The following is a 15,827-nucleotide window of genomic DNA, read 5'->3' on the forward strand; positions in this document are numbered from 1 at the left end:
TATCGACAGGAGCCACGTTTCAAGCCTCCGCCTTGCGCTTTTGGCTCTGTGTTGACGGGCCTGCCCTCGACGCGGAGCAGAAGTTTGATTGTCAGCACTCAGCAACAAAAAAAGTCGCCTCGCGGGGCGACTTTTTTTTGACCTGAAGTTCTTACTTGTTCAGCACTTTCTTGACCAGCTCGATGATCTCCGGCATGGTGTCGGCCACCGGCACATTGGCATCCTTAAAGGCGGCCAGCTTGCTTTCCGGCGTGCCGACGTTGCCCATGATGATGGCTCCGGCGTGGCCCATCCGCTTGCCGGCTGGGGCGCTGCGGCCCGAAATGAACGCGACGACCGGCTTTTTCATGTTGTGCTTGATGTACTCGGCGGCGGCTTCCTCGTCGGCTCCACCGATCTCACCGATAACGACGATGGCGTCGGTGTCGGGGTCGGCTTCAAAGAGGGGCAGCACGTCGGCAAAGGTCGTGCCGATCACCGGGTCGCCGCCGATGCCAACGGTGGTGGAAGTGCCGAGTCCGGCCAGTTGCAGCAGCTTGCCCGCTTCGTAGGTCAGCGTGCCGGAGCGCGAGATCAGGCCAATTCGGCCCTTCTCGGCGTAGATGCTGTTGGGCATGATGCCGATTTTGCACTCGCCGCTGCTGATCAGGCCGGGGCAGTTGCCGCCGATGAGCCGCACGCCTTTACCGCCTTCTTCACGGCTGGCGTGATCGAGCGCCTTGACTTCCTGCACCGCTTTCATCATGTCCACGGTGGGCACGCCCTCGGTGATCAAAATGACCAGTGGCACGCCTGCGTGGGCCGATTCCAGCACCGCGTCGGCGGCTCCGGCGGGCGGCACGAAGATGATGCTGGCGTCGACCTGGTGGTTGCTGACGGCCTCGCCCACGCTGTTGTAGATGGGAAGGCCTTCGTGGGTCTGTCCGCCCTTACCGGGGGTCACGCCGGCCACGACTTTAGTGCCGAATTCGCGCATGGCTTTGGTGTGGTTTGCGCCCTCGCGTCCGGTCATGCCGACGACGATCACGTGGGTATCTTTATTAACGAGGATGCTCATTTCTTGTCTCCGGCAGTGTTGGCGTCTGCTTTGTTGGCATCGGCGGCAGCGGCTTCAGCGGCTTGGAACATATCGGGGTACATCTGAATGAGGGGGCTGTTGACTTCGGCCAGCAGCGCTTTGGCTTCGGTTTCGGCGGTTCCGGCGATGCGCATGCGTACCGGCTTGGTCAAAATGCCTTCGTTCAGCGCCTGAATCACGCCTTTGGCCACTTCGTCGGCGCGGGTGATACCGCCGAAAATGTTGATGAAGATGGCTTTGACGTCGCTGTCTTTGCTGACCAGTTTGACGGCGTTGTAGACGATCTCGGCTTTTGCGCCGCCGCCGATGTCGAGGAAGTTGGCGGGCTTGGCTCCGGCGCGGTTGACCACGTCCAGAGAAGTCATCACGATGCCTGCGCCGTTGCCCAACACGCCCACGTTGCCGTTATCCAGCTTGACGTAAGCAAAGCCGTACTTGGCCGCTTCGATTTCCAAGGGGTGCTCGGCTTCGGTTTCGCGCCAGCTCAGTAAATCTTGGTGGCGGTACATGGCGTTGTCGTCGATCTCGAACTTGGTGTCGAGCGCCAGGGGCGTGCCGTCGGCGTCGATGAACAGCGGGTTGATTTCCACCAACACGGCGTCGCGCTCCAGAGCGGCCTTGCTCATTTTGACCATCATGTCGGCAATTTTGTTGAGGTTGCCCTTGAATCCGGCTTTGATGGCGACTTCGCGGGCCTCGTAAGGGCGCAGGCCCGTCACGGGATCGACGCGGTGGTGAATGATCTTTTCGGGCGTGGCCGCCGCGACTTCTTCAATTTCCACGCCGCCCTCGGCGGAAGCCATCAAGGTGAAACTCTGCACGTTGCGGTCAACAATCATGCCGACGTAGTATTCCACGCCCGCGTCGATGTCCACCGCTTTGGTGACGAGCACTTTGTTGACGGTCAGGCCTTTGATGTCCATGCCCAGAATCTTCTCGGCGTTTTCAAAAGCCTTGTCGATGGTGGGGCTGAACTTGACGCCGCCGGCTTTACCGCGCCCGCCAACGTGGACTTGCGCCTTAACCACGACCGGCTGGCCGTACTCGCGGGCAATCGTGCGCACTTCGTCGGGGGTGTAGGCCACTTTGCCGTCCTGCACGTTGACGCCGAACTGACGCAGAATTTCCTTGCCTTGGTATTCGTGAAGTTTCACTGTGACTCCTTTTCAAAAAAAAGTTGGTCAAGAAGGGTGGGCGGCTTTAAGCTGCGCCGCTTGGGGTCGTTGCGGTGTGAGTTGTGCGGTACTGCTTTCCCGATATAGGAGTATACCCGCTGAGGCTGCCCTCTCATCTATAGCCCGCCTTGTTGTTCCTGACTCAAGAACAGGGTCAGGAACAACAAGGCGGACGCTTGGGCTGTCGCTAGTTTTCCTCGCTGTCCATCTCGGCACGGGTTTGCAGCCAAGCCGAGAGCAGTTCGTCCACCAACTCCGAAACGCTTTCGCCGCCTTCTTGCTTAACTTCCTTCCAAACCGCCCGCAGGATTTCTTTACGAACATAAACGATTTCCAGCGGTTCTGAACTGTTGGGGTCGGGCTTGGTTTTATCGTGTTTCTTTTTGGGACGGCTGCGTTTGCTGACTTTCTGGCCGTCCAGGTACCCGAAGCGGCCCGCCATCAGCGCCTCACAGCAGTTCCCGCGACAAGGTCACGATGTCGGCCCAAGCCTGCGCGGCCCTGTCACCCTGCACGTCTCTACACAGCACCCCGAGTTCGGCGGCCCGCACGTAAGCGGCGTATGAGCGCACCAAGGTGTTGCAGACGGTCACACCGCCTTCGCGCAGCTCCTCACGGGCTTCCAAGCCGGCCCTGCCCACCGGCGGCACGCGGTTGATCACCACGCGGGTGCGGCGGCGGGTTTGGGGGTCTTGGTGCAAAAAAGTCATCAGCTCGGCGGTGGCGTCGAGTTCCAGCATCGACACCCCGCTCGGCACCAAAATCAGATCGGCCCGCTCGCCCAGCGCCCGCAAATCTCTGCGTTTGGGGCGGCCCTCGGTGTCGATGACGATCACGTCGGCTTCTCTCAGTTTCTTGGGCTTGACCTCTTCAGGTTCCAGCACCGGAAACGGCAGGCCCATCCCGCGTCTGGCCCAGCGCACCGCGCTGCCGACCCGCCCGTCTTCGTCGATCAGCACGGCGCTCAAACCGCGTTCCTGAAAAGCGCCGGTCAGGTGGACGCTGAGGGTGCTTTTGCCCACCCCGCCTTTCTCGGAGGTCACGGCGATCACTTGCGGCATTGGGTGTTCACCTGCTCGTCTTGCACGTTCTTCATGAAGCTCAGCCTAGCAGGGGAGGCAGGAGGGGATGTCAGGCCTTGATCGGCCCTTAGAACGGGCGGCATTACAGGCTTGGTCTTCCCACTCCCCGGCCCCCTTCTTCAGTAGGCGAACTCCACCCGCGCTGTTTCTGCGCCCTGCTCCAGCTTCAGCGCCCAGTTGCCGCTCATCCACAGCCGCGTCTGGCCACTGAGCTGATTGTCTTTGGTTTCCAGCGGTAGAGGCTGATCCGGCATCGGGTGATCCAACATTTGTAGGGCGGCGCTGAGCTTGGGCAGAGCGGGCGTCAGCGTCAGCGCCGCGTCACCTGTTCCGCTGAGCACCAATTGCCCGCTGAGCGTTTGCTGGCCCAGCTTCACCGAAATCGGCACGGCCTGACGCTGAATAAGCGCGGTGCTCGGCGGCGGTGAAGTCGCCAGCGCCCCCGACAGGCCCAGTACGCTCAGCAGCAGCGCTGCTTCCAAGCAGAGTGGGAGCCATTTTGGGGCGCGAATGCTGAGTCTGGCGGCCACGGTCAGCCGCACCAACACCGCCGAAAGCAGCGCTAGTTCAATCAGGCCCAGCTTCAGCAGCAGCGTCACGCCCCAAGTGCTGCCCCACAGCGCAGGCCAGAGTGAGGCGAGTGGAATGTAGCCCAACACGGTGATGACGCCCGAAACGCTCAGCACGGCGAGGCACGACAAAGCCAGAGGTGTAAACCGGCGGGTGACGGCGGGGGAGAGCAAACGCCCCCGGAGCGCCCCCAGCGCAAACGCCAGCACGCCGCCCACCCAGATGGCTGCCGCTCCTGCGTGAAGCATATCCAGCAGCAGCCAGATGCCGCCGCGCTCGCCCGCGTGTCCAGCGTTGGAGGTGGCGTAGAGGACGATCAGGCCGCCCGCCCATTCCAGCCAGCGCCAATGTTGCAGGGCGGCGGCCAGCAGCACCGCTGCGCCGATGATTCGCACAAGGGCCGACTTGCCCGTGCGAGTGGAGGTCAGGAAGTCAGCCACGTCGCTGGGTGCGGTGAATCCCAGATCAACCAAAGTGCTGCCGACTTCCAGCCCTGCGCCGAGCACGATCAGGCCCGTGCCCAGCCCCAGCCACCACAGCGGCGCGTCCGAAAGCCGCCAGCGCCGCACCACCACGCCGCCGAGCAGCACGGCGAGGCCGCTGTAAGTCAGCAGCTTGGCGACTTCCAGCCAGCTCACCTAGCGCCTCATTTGATGCTGAAGGTGGACTGCCCGCTGACCGGATGTCCGTCGTCCGACAAAATGCGCCACATCACCACGTACTGGCCCGCTTTGAGATGACTTTGCAGCGGAATGCTCAGCTTGGCGGCCATGTTGGATGAACTGGAATAGGCATCGGCGCGGGCCTCAGCGTCGTCTTTGAGATTGATCTTCGTTTTGGTAAAAGTCGCCGCGTCTGTTCCGGCGGGCAGGGCATAGACCTTAAAAGTGGAAAAGCGCAAGTTGATCGGCTCATTGAGAGTCAGGGCTACGGCGCTGGGCGCGGTCACGCTGCTGCCCTGTGCCGGAACCACCTTGGTGACTTGGGTGTGGGCCAAGGCCGTGCCGATCAGCAAAGCAGCGGACAGGGGAAGCAGTTTGTTCAGGGGGGAATTTTTCATAGATCTCCTCAATCGGGAATGAGCCGTTGAACTCGGCCCTTTGATACCGAGGTGTGGGCGCTCAAAGCCGAGCAGCAGCGAGCGCTCACGCCTCAGCGGCTCAAGGCCTTACTTCACTGCTGTTTTGCTGGCGGGCAGTTGCGGATCGGTGCCGTCCCACGCCACGACGCTGCCGTCGGCGTATTTTTGGTAGATGCTCCAACTCAAGTCGCCTGCCGCCGCCGGATTGCGGGCCTGAAAGAAGAAGCGGGCGTACTCCATCGGCGCAATTTTGCCTTTCCAGGTGACTTCCGTGACGAGTCCAGCGTCATCGGTTTTGGTGGTGCGGACAAATCCCGGCGTCACTTGAAAGCGGGTGATGCTCACACCTTTGGGCACCACCAAACGGACTTCAGTGGTCGCCATGTCTTTTTCGACCGGCACGTTCAGGCGGTAAGTCTCGCTCGCGCCCGCCATACTCTCGGCAGCGCCCGTTTCAGTGCGGACAACGGCGTGGGCAAGAGCGGGGGCGGCGCTCAGCACGGCGGCAGCGATCAGGGCGGTCAGGGTGTTGGAACGGTTCATGTCTACCTCTTGGGATTGAATGGGGGTTCAAAGTCTGAGAACTCACTTCATCCAAGAGGCGGAGCGCGTGCCCGTTTGGAGCCCAGCAGCGGGCGCGGCGCGGTGGGAATGGAGGCGAGTTGGTGGGCCGTTTGGACATACTCGGGGGCCGGAAGCTCAACCGGAGAGGCCGTCAGCGCGAAAGCCGCCGTGAAGCAAAATGGGCAGTGTCCGGCGTGGCCTTGTTGATTTGGAGTGTCCGGCGTAGGTGCGGGCGGCGCGTTGGCGTTGTGTGTTTTGGTTTGATGGTCGTGCGCCGTTGAGAGCTGAGCTGCTGTGGGCTTGGCTGCTGGGAGGTGGGATACACCCTGGCCCGCCTGCTCAGCCGGACTGTCCATCTGGGCCATTTCCGGCTCGGTCATCGGCTTTTCGGTCAGCGGCGCGGCTTGGTTGGCCGTCCCGCCCATCAGCATGCCTGACATGTCCATCGACGCCGGCATGTCTTGTTGCCGGGTCATAAAAGCAAACGACGCCAGCAGCCACAGCAGCGCGGCGAGCGTACGCTGAAAGCGGTGAATGGCTGGGCGGCGCATGGACGCTGAGCTTAGCGCAAGCAAACGAGGACAAAACAGCCGAAACTCCCGCCAAAATAAGCGGTATGACCGAACCTTCCCAGCCAGAAACCCAACTCCAAACCCTGCTTGACTCTCCGCCGTACTGGATTGCCCACGCCATGCAGGAGCAGGGCAGCCGCTTTTTTCAGCACCTCGGCGCGGCTCTGGCCGCCGCCGACCTCGCTAACCGCCGCCTCATTTACCAAACTTGGCCCGCCGAATGTTGGGACTTTTACTTGCGCGGCCTGACCTTGCAGCGTGCCGAAGAAGGCGAAGAAGCGTAGAGGATTTTAGAAAGGCCTCCACATTTAGCCGCTCTAAACTGAGGCCATGACGACTTCCCCCAAACCGAACGCGGCTTTTGCCAAACCCAGTGACGCCGAACTCAAATCCCGCCTGACGCCTGAGCAGTACCAAGTCACCCAGCACGAAGGCACCGAGCGGCCTTTTACGGGCGAGTACTGGAACAATCAAGAAGAGGGTATTTACGTGGACATCGTGTCGGGTGAGGCGCTGTTTAGCTCGCTCGACAAGTACGACGCCGGGTGTGGTTGGCCCAGCTTTACCCGCCCGATTCAAGACGCCCAGCTTCAGGAGCTGACCGACAAGCGCCACTTCATGACCCGCACCGAAGTGCGCTCCAGCGCGGCCAATTCGCACCTCGGCCACGTCTTTGACGACGGCCCGCAAGACCAGGGCGGTCTGCGCTACTGCATCAACTCGGCGGCGCTGCGCTTTGTGCCCGCACCTGAGCTGCAAGCGCAGGGATACGGGCAATACAAAGCTTTATTTGAGTAGACTGCCGTATGCATTGGCGGCCAAGCAGGCGAGTGGAGTGGTTGCTCCTCGCCTGCTTGTTGCTGCCCGGTGCCGCCCGACCTTCAAAACAAATGCTCAGCCCGCCGCCCAAGCCGCCGACTGCCGCCGCCCCACTCACCGAAGCGCTGACCTACCCAGTGGACGGCCTAATCATCAAGGGCTTTGTCTGCCGCCCCGATAAAAAACTGGGCAGGCCGCTGCTCAACTTGGTTCACGGTGGGCTGGACACGCCGGTTGACCTGACGCTGTGCCGCCGCCTTGCTCGGCTGGGCTATGTGGTGGCGGCCAGCGCCCTGCGCGGTCAGGGCGGGAGCCAAGGCAAAGTCGAAATCTGCGGCGGTGAGGTCAGTGACGTGCGTGCCCTGCGCAGTCTGGTGGAGGGGCGCTACAAGACCGACCGGGGGCGGGTGGGCTATTTGGGAATCAGTTTGGGCGGCTGCGTCGCCATCAAAGCGGCTTCAAGCACAACAGGGGTGCGGGCGGTGGTCACGCTGCTCTCGCCTACCGATTTTGCCGAGCAGTTGAAGTTGCTCAGCTACCGCCCAGACGTGGCCCAGCGCTGGGAAGCGCTGCTCGGCGGCTCGGCGGAGCAAGTCGGCCACGCTTATGAAGCCCGCCGACCCCTGGAAGCGCTTAAGCAACTCAGAGCGCCGCTCTTGACCGTGGCCGCAGACCGAGATCAGCTCATTCCGCTGCGGCAAAGCTGCTCGGTGCTGGACATTCGCCGCCAGATGGGACTCAAGGTGTCGGTGGTGCGCCAAACCAAAGACGGCGGCCCCGCCGACCTCACCGCGCAGGTGCGCCAACTCTGCACGGCCGAAGCCGCAGTCAGTCAGCTTCCCGCCCTCAAGGGCCAAGACGTACTGCTGATCTACGAAAACTTGGATCACCTCAGTACGCCCGCCATGTGGAAAGCGGCGGAAGCGTACTTGGCGGCCAACCTCGATTAGCCCGCTCTTCTTCGGCTAAAAGCGCTGCTCCTCGATTTGTACGGCGGCGACTTCGGGGCTGAGTTGCTTGGCGTCGGGCTGCTTGGTGTTGGGTTGTTGAGCGCCGGACTGCTGAACGCCGGATGATGGGGTATCGGACTGCCCCCCCTTACTCAGTTCAACCGCGCTGGGCCGCTGCGACTTGCTGACAGTACCTTCGCCGATCTGGTAACTCGCCAGACCCGCCGTGTCCGGCAGCAAATGGGCGTTGGCGGCCTGCGCGAAGGCCTGCGACACGGCGCGGTACTGCGACATGAACTGGGCGTACTCGGTATGGGCCGAGCTGAGACGGCCACTCAAGTCGGCGTGGCGGGCGCTGAATTCGCGCTCCAGCGCTGCCGAGCGCTCGCGGGCGCGGTTTTCCAGCTCGTGCTCTTGGGCTTGGTACAGCGATTCGAGTTGAGCGCGGCGCACGCTGAAGGTGCTTTCGAGTTCGCGCAGGCGGCTTTCGTGACGCTCCAAGGCTTCTTGCTCGCGGTTTTTGGCGACTTCCAGCAGCAGAGCCGAGCGGTGTTCGGCCTTCTGAACCGTCAGCATGGCTTCTTGGCGCGACTGCTCCTTGAGTTCGTGGCCGATGCGTTCAGCGGCCACCACCGTGCGGCGCAGTTCGTCTTCGGCCGCTTTGTAATCGTGAATCTGGCGCTGCAGTTCGCTCAGGCGCTGTTCGAGGGCGGCCCGCTCGCGCAAATCGGCTTCCAGCGACTGCGCCACTTCCGAGAGGTAAGCCTGCACGTCGGCTTTGCGGTAGCCGCGCCATCCCGAGCTGAATTCTTGGTGCTGCACGTCCAGCGGCATAATTTGGCCGCGCCGACTCGAACTCGGTGACGGCAAAAGCTGGGGTTCTGCGGCTCCTGCCAGAATGGTTTTGATGGGCTGGCCCGCCTCTGGGTCGCCTCCACCTTTGAAAAAATCGCTCACAAAAACAGCCGCCTTCCGATTCGCAGCAGCGTCGCGCCTTCCGGGATGGCCTGCAAAAAGTCGTCACTCATGCCCATGCTCAGTTCGCTGAGTCCCAAATCGGCGGCGTGCCTCGCGGTCTCAGCGAACACCCGCTGGGCCGCTGCGAGGTCGCCGTAAGGAGCCATCACCATCAGGCCGCGCACTTCTAAACCCGTCTGCACCGCTGCATGGTACAGCGCTTTGAGATGCTCGGGAGCGACGCCGTGCTTTTGCGCTTCGCCGTTGTGCAGTTGCAGCAGCACGGCGGGCGCGTGGCCCCACTTGTGGGCGGCCTCGGCAATCGCCTCAGCTTGCCACGCTTCTTCCAGGGTATGCACCAAGCTGACTGGCTCAAGGTACTTGATTTTGTTGCGCTGCAAAGGCCCGATAAAGTGCCACTCCAGCGGCCCGAAGCGCTCTTGCCAGCCGAGTTCTTCAGCCTGGCGCACCTTGTCGCGCAGGTCTTGGCCCCGGTTCTCGGCCAGCATGATCGGCGCGGGCAAGGCTCGGCCAGTCAGAATCTTTTCCTCGATGCTCTCCAGACTCTGCCCTTTGCTGACCACCACCAAGCGGGCGCTCTCAGGGGCCCGGCCCGCTTGCTGCGCCGCGCTGCGAATTTCGGATAAGACTTGGTTCAGGCTCATTTGTAGATTAGTCTATGGGAAGCGCCGCAGTACCGTAAAAAATGTATGGTGGATTGCCTTGAGAACCTGTTCACTTTCTGCTCGAAGAGTGGGAGAAAACGGGCCTGCCACCCTCAGCCCAACTTCAACCCGCGCCTTCCAGCACGGCACCCAGCGTTTCACCCGCAACCAATTCAAGCATTCTTCACCTTTCTCAGGGCCATTGCAGACAATGTGTCAAAGAAGAAGGTGTCACGCCGGTAGCGTTTGGCCCGGCAGCGTTTACCTCTACAGTGCTGACGTAGACCGTGCTTGCCCAGAAAGTGTTCGTTCAGCAGTTGCCCACCCAGAAAGTACTTGACCCACCTGTCCCTTGAGGAGAATTGATGAAACACCCGCTCACCTTGGCCCTTTCCTTGGCGCTCGCCGCACCGCTGGCCGCTGCCCAAAGCACCACTCCCGCTGCTCCGGCGGCGGTTCAGGCCGCCAACCTCGGTGACGTGGTCGTGACTGGCGCACCTGATCTGCTGGGCAATTTCCTCAAAGCCAGCTTGACGGTGCAGCGCGGCGCAGCGCTGAGCGGCCTCAACCTGCGTCAGATCGAGCAAGAAGCGCTGGCCACCGGCTATTTCAGCAGCGTGACGGCCTCGCTCGGTACCCAAGACGGCCAAAACGTGCTGACGCTGGCGGTCAAGCCTAATCCAGTGCTCAGCGCGGTGGAAGTGCAGGGACTGACCTATTTTCCGGCAGATACCTACAAAGCCCGCATCGCCGACCTGCTCAACATCGCCCCCGGCGCGACCCTCAACACCGACCGGGTGGATCAAAGCAAGGAACTGCTGGCGCAGAACTTTCGCGGCGAGGGCTACCCGTTCGTGCCGAGCATCAGTACCAAAACCACCCCCGCAGCCGACGGCAGCGTAACTTTGACGTACGTCGTGGACGAAACGGCTCCGCTGAGCCGCGTAGAAATTGAAGGCAACACCCGCCTTCCCCGCGACAGCATCGTCAACGCCTTCAAGCCGCTTTACGACGCTAAAAAGTTCACGCCCGAAGTGTATTTCAAAGCGGCGCAGGACATCGCTCAGGCTTACCAAGCCGCCGGCTTTTTGCAAAGTGGCATCGATGTCAGCGCCACCACCCTCGACAAGGGCGTGCTGAAGATCAAGCTGACCGAAGGTGTGGTCAGCAAGGTGGACACCAGCATTCTGGGCAGCGCCGTCAGCGCGGCAGGCCTGCTGACCAAAGAGGGCACGCCCCTGACGCTCAGCACCCTGGAAGCCGACACCCGCACCTTGTCGAATCAAACCGGCAAATCGGTGGGCTTCGCGCTTCAGCCGGACGCCCAAAACCCTTCGCAAGTCACGGTGGTGTTCGGTGACGCCCAAACCGCCAGCGGCCCGATCAAAGAAATCCGCTTCGTGGGCAACACCAAGCTCACGGCCGCTGAGTTGCAGGCAGCCCTCAAGCTCAAAGTGGGCGACGTATTTTCTCAACAGCTCGCCGAAAGCAGCTTTTTTGCGCTGCGCGACGCTTACCGGGCCGCAGGCTACGAGATTTCGACCCGCGACCCGATTGCTTTTGACAGCGGCGTGCTGACCTACACCATCCACGAAACCAGCGCGGCCAAGTTTGAGCTCAGCTGGACAGGAGCGCACCGCACCCAAGACCGGGTGATTTTGCGCGAACTGCAAAACCTGACCGGTGTAGTCTCCAGCGCCAGCATCCGCGACGGCCTCGACCGCGTCACCCGTTTGGGCATCGTCAAGGTCACCAACCTGACCACCCGCTCGGACGATCCCAAAAATCCCGAAGTGCTGACGTACGTCATCAACCTCACCGAGCAGAGCAGCACCCGCAGCGTTCCGTTCGGCATCAGCTACGACACCGTCAGCGGTTTTCAGGGCAGCCTCGGCCTGAGCAACAACAACGTCTTTGGCCTCGGCCACACCTTAGAAGCCTCGGTGACGGCCCAGCCCACCGATTCGGGGCAGTTCCTCGGCGGCGGCGTCAACTACACCATTCCCTGGCTCGACATCGATTTTGCCGATTTCCGCAAAACCCCCACCAGCGTCTCGCTCAGCTTGTCGAGCACCTTGTCGCCCAACAACGGCATTTTGAACACCGACAGCAGCGCCACCGGGCGGCAATTTACCCAGCGCTCCAGCGGCATCAGCGTGCGGGTGGGCCGCAGCCTCGCCAAGTACCTGACCGGCAGCGTTGGCGTGGGCACCAGCTACGACGTGAGCTACCTCGAAAAAATCACCGACGCTGATCAAAAAACGGCCGACGACGCGGGCAAGACCCTGATCGACGACGCGGCAGCTACAGCGCTGCTGCCCGAAAGCGGCTTGATTACCCGCCTGAGTCCGGCGCTGAACTACGACTCGACCAACAGCGGTGACTTTCCCACGCAGGGCATTCGCGCCAACTTCTCGCCGTCGTACAATTTCGGCTCGGCGGGCAGCAACAGCCTCAGTTGGTTCAAGCTCGAAGGCGGAGCCAGCACCTATTACGGCTTCGGCAAAACGCTTGAAAAGGGCTTTAACCAGCAGAGCAAGCAGCAAGTGCTGGCCGCTCGGGTCAACGCCGGAACGCTGACGGGCAACTATCCGGTGGGCAGCACCTTCGGCATCGGCGACGCCAGCATCGTCAGCGCCTATGAGCTGCGCGGCATTCCCACCGGCACCCTCAAGGGCAGCAGCTACGTGACCGGCAGCGCCGAGTACCGCTACGATTTTGGCGTCAGCAACTCCATCGCGCAGGGCCTTTACGGCATCGCCTTCGTGGACGCGGGCAGCGCCTTTGCGGCCAACGGCACCTCGGCCAGCGCTTACGGCCTCGGCCTCGGCGTCCAGCTCAACCTCGGCATCGGCGGCGCACTCCTGCCCGCCCTGCGCTTTGATTACGGCTTCTCGCCCAGCAACAACAGCTCCAAGTTCAGTTTCCGTATCGGGCCAGTCTTTTAAGTTTTGGCGGCGAGCTGATCTCAACAGTGTCGGCGTGACAGGGTGCTTAGGCTCCTGTCACGCTTTTTTGGTTCACGCTCTTTTTACACGGTGTTTCGGCTGCGCCTCATGTGCTGCCGCGTCCGTTACCGATTAGCCGCCGCTGCCTCTCAGCGCAAGACCGCCTCGGCTGGCTCCTCTTCTGGCGCGGGCGGCAGGGTGACTTCCAACCCCTCGCCCTGCGCCCAGTCCATGAAGGCGCTCAGCCCGCGCCGGTACAGCACCGGACGCTTTTCTCGCTTGCCCCACTTCTTGCGGCCTTCGGGAACGGGGAGCTCCGGCACCAGCGCCCAATTGACGTTCATCGGCTGGTAGTTCTTGGGATTGGCGCTGGCGAGGTAGCGGGTCAGGCCGCCGAGCATGCTTTCTTGCGGCGGCACGATTGAGCTCAGGCCCAGCGCGGCGCGGGCGGCGTTGGTTCCGGCCAGCCAGCCGGTCGCCGCTGACTCAAGGTAGCCTTCGGTTCCGGCCAGCACGCCTGCCACGAAGGTCTGTGGGCGCATTTTGAGTTCCAAGGACGCTTCCAGCACTTTGGGCGCGTTGAGGTAGGTGTTACGGTGCATCACGCCGTAGCGGATGATTTCGGCGTTTTCCAAGCCCGGAATCAGTTGCACTACCGTCTTCTGGTCGCCCCATTTGAGTCCGGTCTGAAAGCCGACCAAGGACCACATCCGGCCTTCCTGATCTTCCTGGCGCAGTTGGGCCGCCGCGTAAGGCCAGCGCCCGGTGCGCGGGTCGGTCAGGCCGCGCGGCTTCATGGGGCCGTAACGGGGCGTGTCTTTGCCGCGCCGCGCGATTTCTTCGATCGGCATGCAGCCCTCGAAAAATTCCAGCTTTTCCCAGTCGTGCGGGGTATGCGTCCGGGCCTGCTCCAGCGCCGTGTAAAAGGCGTCGTACTGCTCTTGGTTCATTGGGCAGTTGAGGTAATCGGCGCTCTGCTCATAGCGTCCAGCCCGGAACACAATGTCCATGTTGATGCTCTCAAAGGCGATTACCGGCGCGGCGGCGTCGTAAAAGGCCAGTTGCTCGTCGCCGGTCAGCCGCGCCAACTCACCGGACAGCGCTTCGGCGGTCAGGGGGCCGGTGGCGATCACGCAGGGGCCAGTCGGCAACTCGGTGACTTCCTCGCCGTGAACAGTAATCAGCGGGTGGTTTCGCACCGCGCCGGTAATCCGCTCGGAAAAGCCTTCGCGCTCGACGGCCAGCGCTCCGCCTGCGGGCAGCCGTGAGGCGTCGGCGCTCTCCAGAATGGCGCTGCCCACCGCCCGCATTTCGCTTTGGAGAAGGCCCTTGGCCTGCAAGTCGCCCTGCCCGCCCAGCGAGTTGCTGCACACCAATTCGGCAAAGTTGCCGCTGCGGTGCGCTGGGGTCATTTTGACGGGCCGCATTTCGTAGAGGTGGACTTGCATGCCGAGCTTGGCGGCGGCGAGGGCCGCTTCAGAACCGGCCAGGCCCGCGCCGACGACGGTGATGGATGGGGTGGGAAGAGTCATCTGGGTAGTCTAGAGGGTGGCGGCACAAGGAGGGGAGAGGCGGAACGCTTTTGACAAGTCTTTGACGGTGTCAACGCTAGTTTCGCTTCAACTTCAAGCTCCAAAAGGAATTTCCATGACCCAGCCCAGCGACGAAGCCCTCCGCGCCGCCCAAACGTATGAGCGCTACATGGTGCCGCATAAGTTCGCGCCCTGGGCGACGGCGCTGCTGGACTTTGCTGGATTGCGAGAAGGCGAACGGGTGCTGGACGTGGCCTGCGGCACGGGTATTGTGGCGCGGCAAGCAGCCATGCGCGTGGGGGAAAGTGGGGCCATCAGCGCCCTCGACCTGAATCCGGCGATGCTGGCGGTGGCCCGCGAGACTGCCGCGCCGGACGCCTCCGTCATCGATTGGCAACACGGCAGCGCCCAGAGCTTGCCGTTTGCAGACGCCTCCTTCACGGCGGTGCTGTGTCAGCAGGGCTTGCAATTCTTCCCTGATCCGGTGGGAGCGCTCCGCGAAATGCGCCGGGTGCTGGAACCGGGCGGACGGGTGGCACTCGCGGTTCATCAAGCGATTGAACACAACCCGCTGTTCTTCCGGCTCAATCAGGCGGGGCGAGTACGGATGGGCGTGGACGTTTTCGCGTCTCCTTTTGCGCTGGGCGGGGCGGCCACGCTGGAGCACCTCCTGATGGCGGCGGGCTTTGTGGACGTGGAAGTCGAAGCACAGACGCGCACAGTTCGTTATCCTGAACCGCAACACTTTTTCGCCTTCACCTTGCAGGGCGCGGCGGCGGCAACGCCCAATCTGGCAGCCATGACCGAGGAGCAGCGTCAGCATCTCGGCGAGCAGCTTCAGGATGACCTCAGCGACTGGATAGCCGCCCACAGCGAAAACGGCGAACTGGTAGACGAAGCGGCGGTGCATCTCATTCGGGGCCGCAGACAGGAGTAGGGCAAGACTCGGCCCGGCGCTCTATCTTCTCTGCATGACCATTCGCTTAATCGCCACCGACCTTGACGGCACCCTGCTGAGAAGCGACTTGAGCGTGAGTGAGCGCACCCGCAGAGCGCTGAACCGGGCAAGGGCGGCGGGCATTCACACGGTTCCGGTGACGGCCAGACAACCGCACGGGGTCAAAATGATTGCCGAGCAAGCTGGCTTTAACGAATACGCCCTGTGCGGCAACGGCGCTCACGGCGTTCACCTCGGCACCGGCGAGAGGTTGTTTGAGGCGCATGTCACTCAAGCCGCCCAACGCGCCCTCGCTGAAGCGCTCAGCGCACAGCTGCCGGACGTGCTGTTTGTCAGCGTGCGCGACGGTGGAACGACCTTCGTAGCTCAGCAAGGCTACGCTGAAATCGCCCACTTTGAAGACCACAAACGCGATCCGAGCACGATGGGCAGCGCTGAGCTGGCGGAGGTGCTGGCGCTGCCCAGTCTCAAATTCATCGTGCGCCACGCCACCTTGACGCCGCGCGAGCTGCTGGCACAGGTGCAGGCGCTCAATCTGAGCGGCTTTGCGGCGACCCACAGCGGCGCACCCTTTTTGGAAATCTTGGCCGAGGGGGTCAGCAAAGCGTGGGGCCTGGCGCGGCTGTGTGATCGGCTGGGCATAGACGCCTCGGAAGTGCTGGCTTTCGGTGACGCGCTCAACGACGCCGAAATGCTGAGCTGGGCAGGCAGGGGCGTGGCGATGGCCAACGCCGAGGAAGAAGCGCTGGCCGCCGCAGACGAAGTGACGCTCAGCAATGATCAGGACGGTTTGGCCGCCGTATTGGAGCGCTTACTGGCCTGAGGGGTTGTTGTGTGGGAACGCGCGGCAATCGTCACCCATCTGACCGCTCACCG

The 15,827-nt window shown here is 62.4% G+C and carries 17 protein-coding genes; 6 read left to right on the forward strand and 11 right to left on the reverse strand.

Annotated elements, in window-relative coordinates; all coding sequences use genetic code 11:
• Positions 1–151: 151 nt before the first annotated feature.
• From sucD to EHF33_RS00675, 8 genes are all read right to left on the reverse strand, one after another.
• Complete coding sequence (gene sucD / locus EHF33_RS00640; protein WP_124867157.1) at positions 152–1,057, reverse strand: succinate--CoA ligase subunit alpha; 906 nt, start codon at positions 1,055–1,057, stop codon at positions 152–154.
• Entirely contained in the window at positions 1,054–2,232 is a 1,179-nt protein-coding gene (sucC, locus tag EHF33_RS00645; RefSeq protein WP_124867158.1) for an ADP-forming succinate--CoA ligase subunit beta, read from the reverse strand. Before sucC ends, sucD begins: the two co-directional genes overlap by 4 nt.
• A 208-nt stretch (positions 2,233–2,440) precedes the next feature.
• The gene (locus tag EHF33_RS00650) at positions 2,441–2,695 is read right to left on the reverse strand and encodes a hypothetical protein (RefSeq protein WP_124867159.1); all 255 of its coding nucleotides are present in this window, start codon (positions 2,693–2,695) and stop codon (positions 2,441–2,443) included.
• 7 nt (positions 2,696–2,702) lie between these two features.
• Complete coding sequence (locus EHF33_RS00655; RefSeq protein ID WP_124867160.1) at positions 2,703–3,314, reverse strand: ParA family protein; 612 nt, start codon at positions 3,312–3,314, stop codon at positions 2,703–2,705.
• Between the two features lie 140 nt (positions 3,315–3,454).
• The gene (locus tag EHF33_RS00660) at positions 3,455–4,543 is read right to left on the reverse strand and encodes a CopD family protein (protein WP_124867161.1); all 1,089 of its coding nucleotides are present in this window, start codon (positions 4,541–4,543) and stop codon (positions 3,455–3,457) included.
• 8 nt (positions 4,544–4,551) lie between these two features.
• Positions 4,552–4,965, reverse strand: coding sequence for a copper resistance CopC family protein (locus tag EHF33_RS00665; RefSeq protein WP_241191193.1), 414 nt, complete (start codon positions 4,963–4,965; stop codon positions 4,552–4,554).
• Between the two features lie 108 nt (positions 4,966–5,073).
• A complete protein-coding gene (locus tag EHF33_RS00670) occupies positions 5,074–5,529 on the reverse strand; it encodes a DUF1775 domain-containing protein (RefSeq protein WP_124867162.1) in 456 nt (151 codons plus the stop codon).
• 47 nt (positions 5,530–5,576) lie between these two features.
• Complete coding sequence (locus EHF33_RS00675) at positions 5,577–6,101, reverse strand: DUF2946 family protein (protein WP_124867163.1); 525 nt, start codon at positions 6,099–6,101, stop codon at positions 5,577–5,579.
• Between the two features lie 65 nt (positions 6,102–6,166).
• On the opposite strand from EHF33_RS00675, the gene EHF33_RS00680 reads away from it, so the two are divergent.
• Genes EHF33_RS00680 through EHF33_RS00690 form a run of 3 tightly spaced genes read left to right on the forward strand, consistent with a single transcriptional unit; the run spans position 6,167 to position 7,891 of the window.
• Complete coding sequence (locus EHF33_RS00680; protein ID WP_124867164.1) at positions 6,167–6,406, forward strand: hypothetical protein; 240 nt, start codon at positions 6,167–6,169, stop codon at positions 6,404–6,406.
• 46 nt (positions 6,407–6,452) lie between these two features.
• Positions 6,453–6,920 carry a peptide-methionine (R)-S-oxide reductase MsrB gene (gene msrB / locus EHF33_RS00685; RefSeq protein WP_124867165.1) on the forward strand — a complete coding sequence of 156 codons (468 nt, stop codon included), beginning with the start codon at positions 6,453–6,455 and terminating at the stop codon, positions 6,918–6,920.
• A gap of 32 nt (positions 6,921–6,952) precedes the next feature.
• Positions 6,953–7,891, forward strand: a complete 939-nt coding sequence (locus EHF33_RS00690) for an alpha/beta hydrolase family protein (protein WP_164473369.1) — start codon at positions 6,953–6,955, stop codon at positions 7,889–7,891.
• A gap of 15 nt (positions 7,892–7,906) precedes the next feature.
• Here the strand turns inward: EHF33_RS00690 and EHF33_RS00695 are convergent, their stop codons facing one another.
• Positions 7,907–8,848 carry a DivIVA domain-containing protein gene (locus EHF33_RS00695; protein WP_124867167.1) on the reverse strand — a complete coding sequence of 314 codons (942 nt, stop codon included), beginning with the start codon at positions 8,846–8,848 and terminating at the stop codon, positions 7,907–7,909.
• Positions 8,845–9,513: a YggS family pyridoxal phosphate enzyme gene (locus EHF33_RS00700; RefSeq protein ID WP_124867168.1), complete on the reverse strand. Its 669-nt coding sequence runs from the start codon at positions 9,511–9,513 to the stop codon at positions 8,845–8,847. Before EHF33_RS00700 ends, EHF33_RS00695 begins: the two co-directional genes overlap by 4 nt.
• Positions 9,514–9,878: 365 nt before the next feature.
• Between EHF33_RS00700 and EHF33_RS00705 the strand changes: the two genes are divergently transcribed.
• Positions 9,879–12,461, forward strand: a complete 2,583-nt coding sequence (locus tag EHF33_RS00705) for a BamA/OMP85 family outer membrane protein (RefSeq protein ID WP_124867169.1) — start codon at positions 9,879–9,881, stop codon at positions 12,459–12,461.
• 149 nt (positions 12,462–12,610) lie between these two features.
• On the opposite strand, the gene trmFO is transcribed toward EHF33_RS00705, so the two are convergent.
• A complete protein-coding gene (trmFO, locus tag EHF33_RS00710; protein WP_124867170.1) occupies positions 12,611–13,993 on the reverse strand; it encodes a methylenetetrahydrofolate--tRNA-(uracil(54)-C(5))-methyltransferase (FADH(2)-oxidizing) TrmFO in 1,383 nt (460 codons plus the stop codon).
• Positions 13,994–14,108: 115 nt separating this feature from the next.
• On the opposite strand from trmFO, the gene EHF33_RS00715 reads away from it, so the two are divergent.
• Positions 14,109–14,930 (forward strand): class I SAM-dependent methyltransferase, encoded by an 822-nt coding sequence (locus EHF33_RS00715; protein ID WP_124867171.1) that lies wholly within the window; start codon positions 14,109–14,111, stop codon positions 14,928–14,930.
• A 34-nt stretch (positions 14,931–14,964) separates the two neighbouring features.
• Positions 14,965–15,774, forward strand: a complete 810-nt coding sequence (locus EHF33_RS00720; RefSeq protein ID WP_124867172.1) for a Cof-type HAD-IIB family hydrolase — start codon at positions 14,965–14,967, stop codon at positions 15,772–15,774.
• Positions 15,775–15,827: the final 53 nt, after the last annotated feature.

This window comes from Deinococcus psychrotolerans, from assembly GCF_003860465.1.
Classification (GTDB): domain Bacteria; phylum Deinococcota; class Deinococci; order Deinococcales; family Deinococcaceae; genus Deinococcus; species Deinococcus psychrotolerans.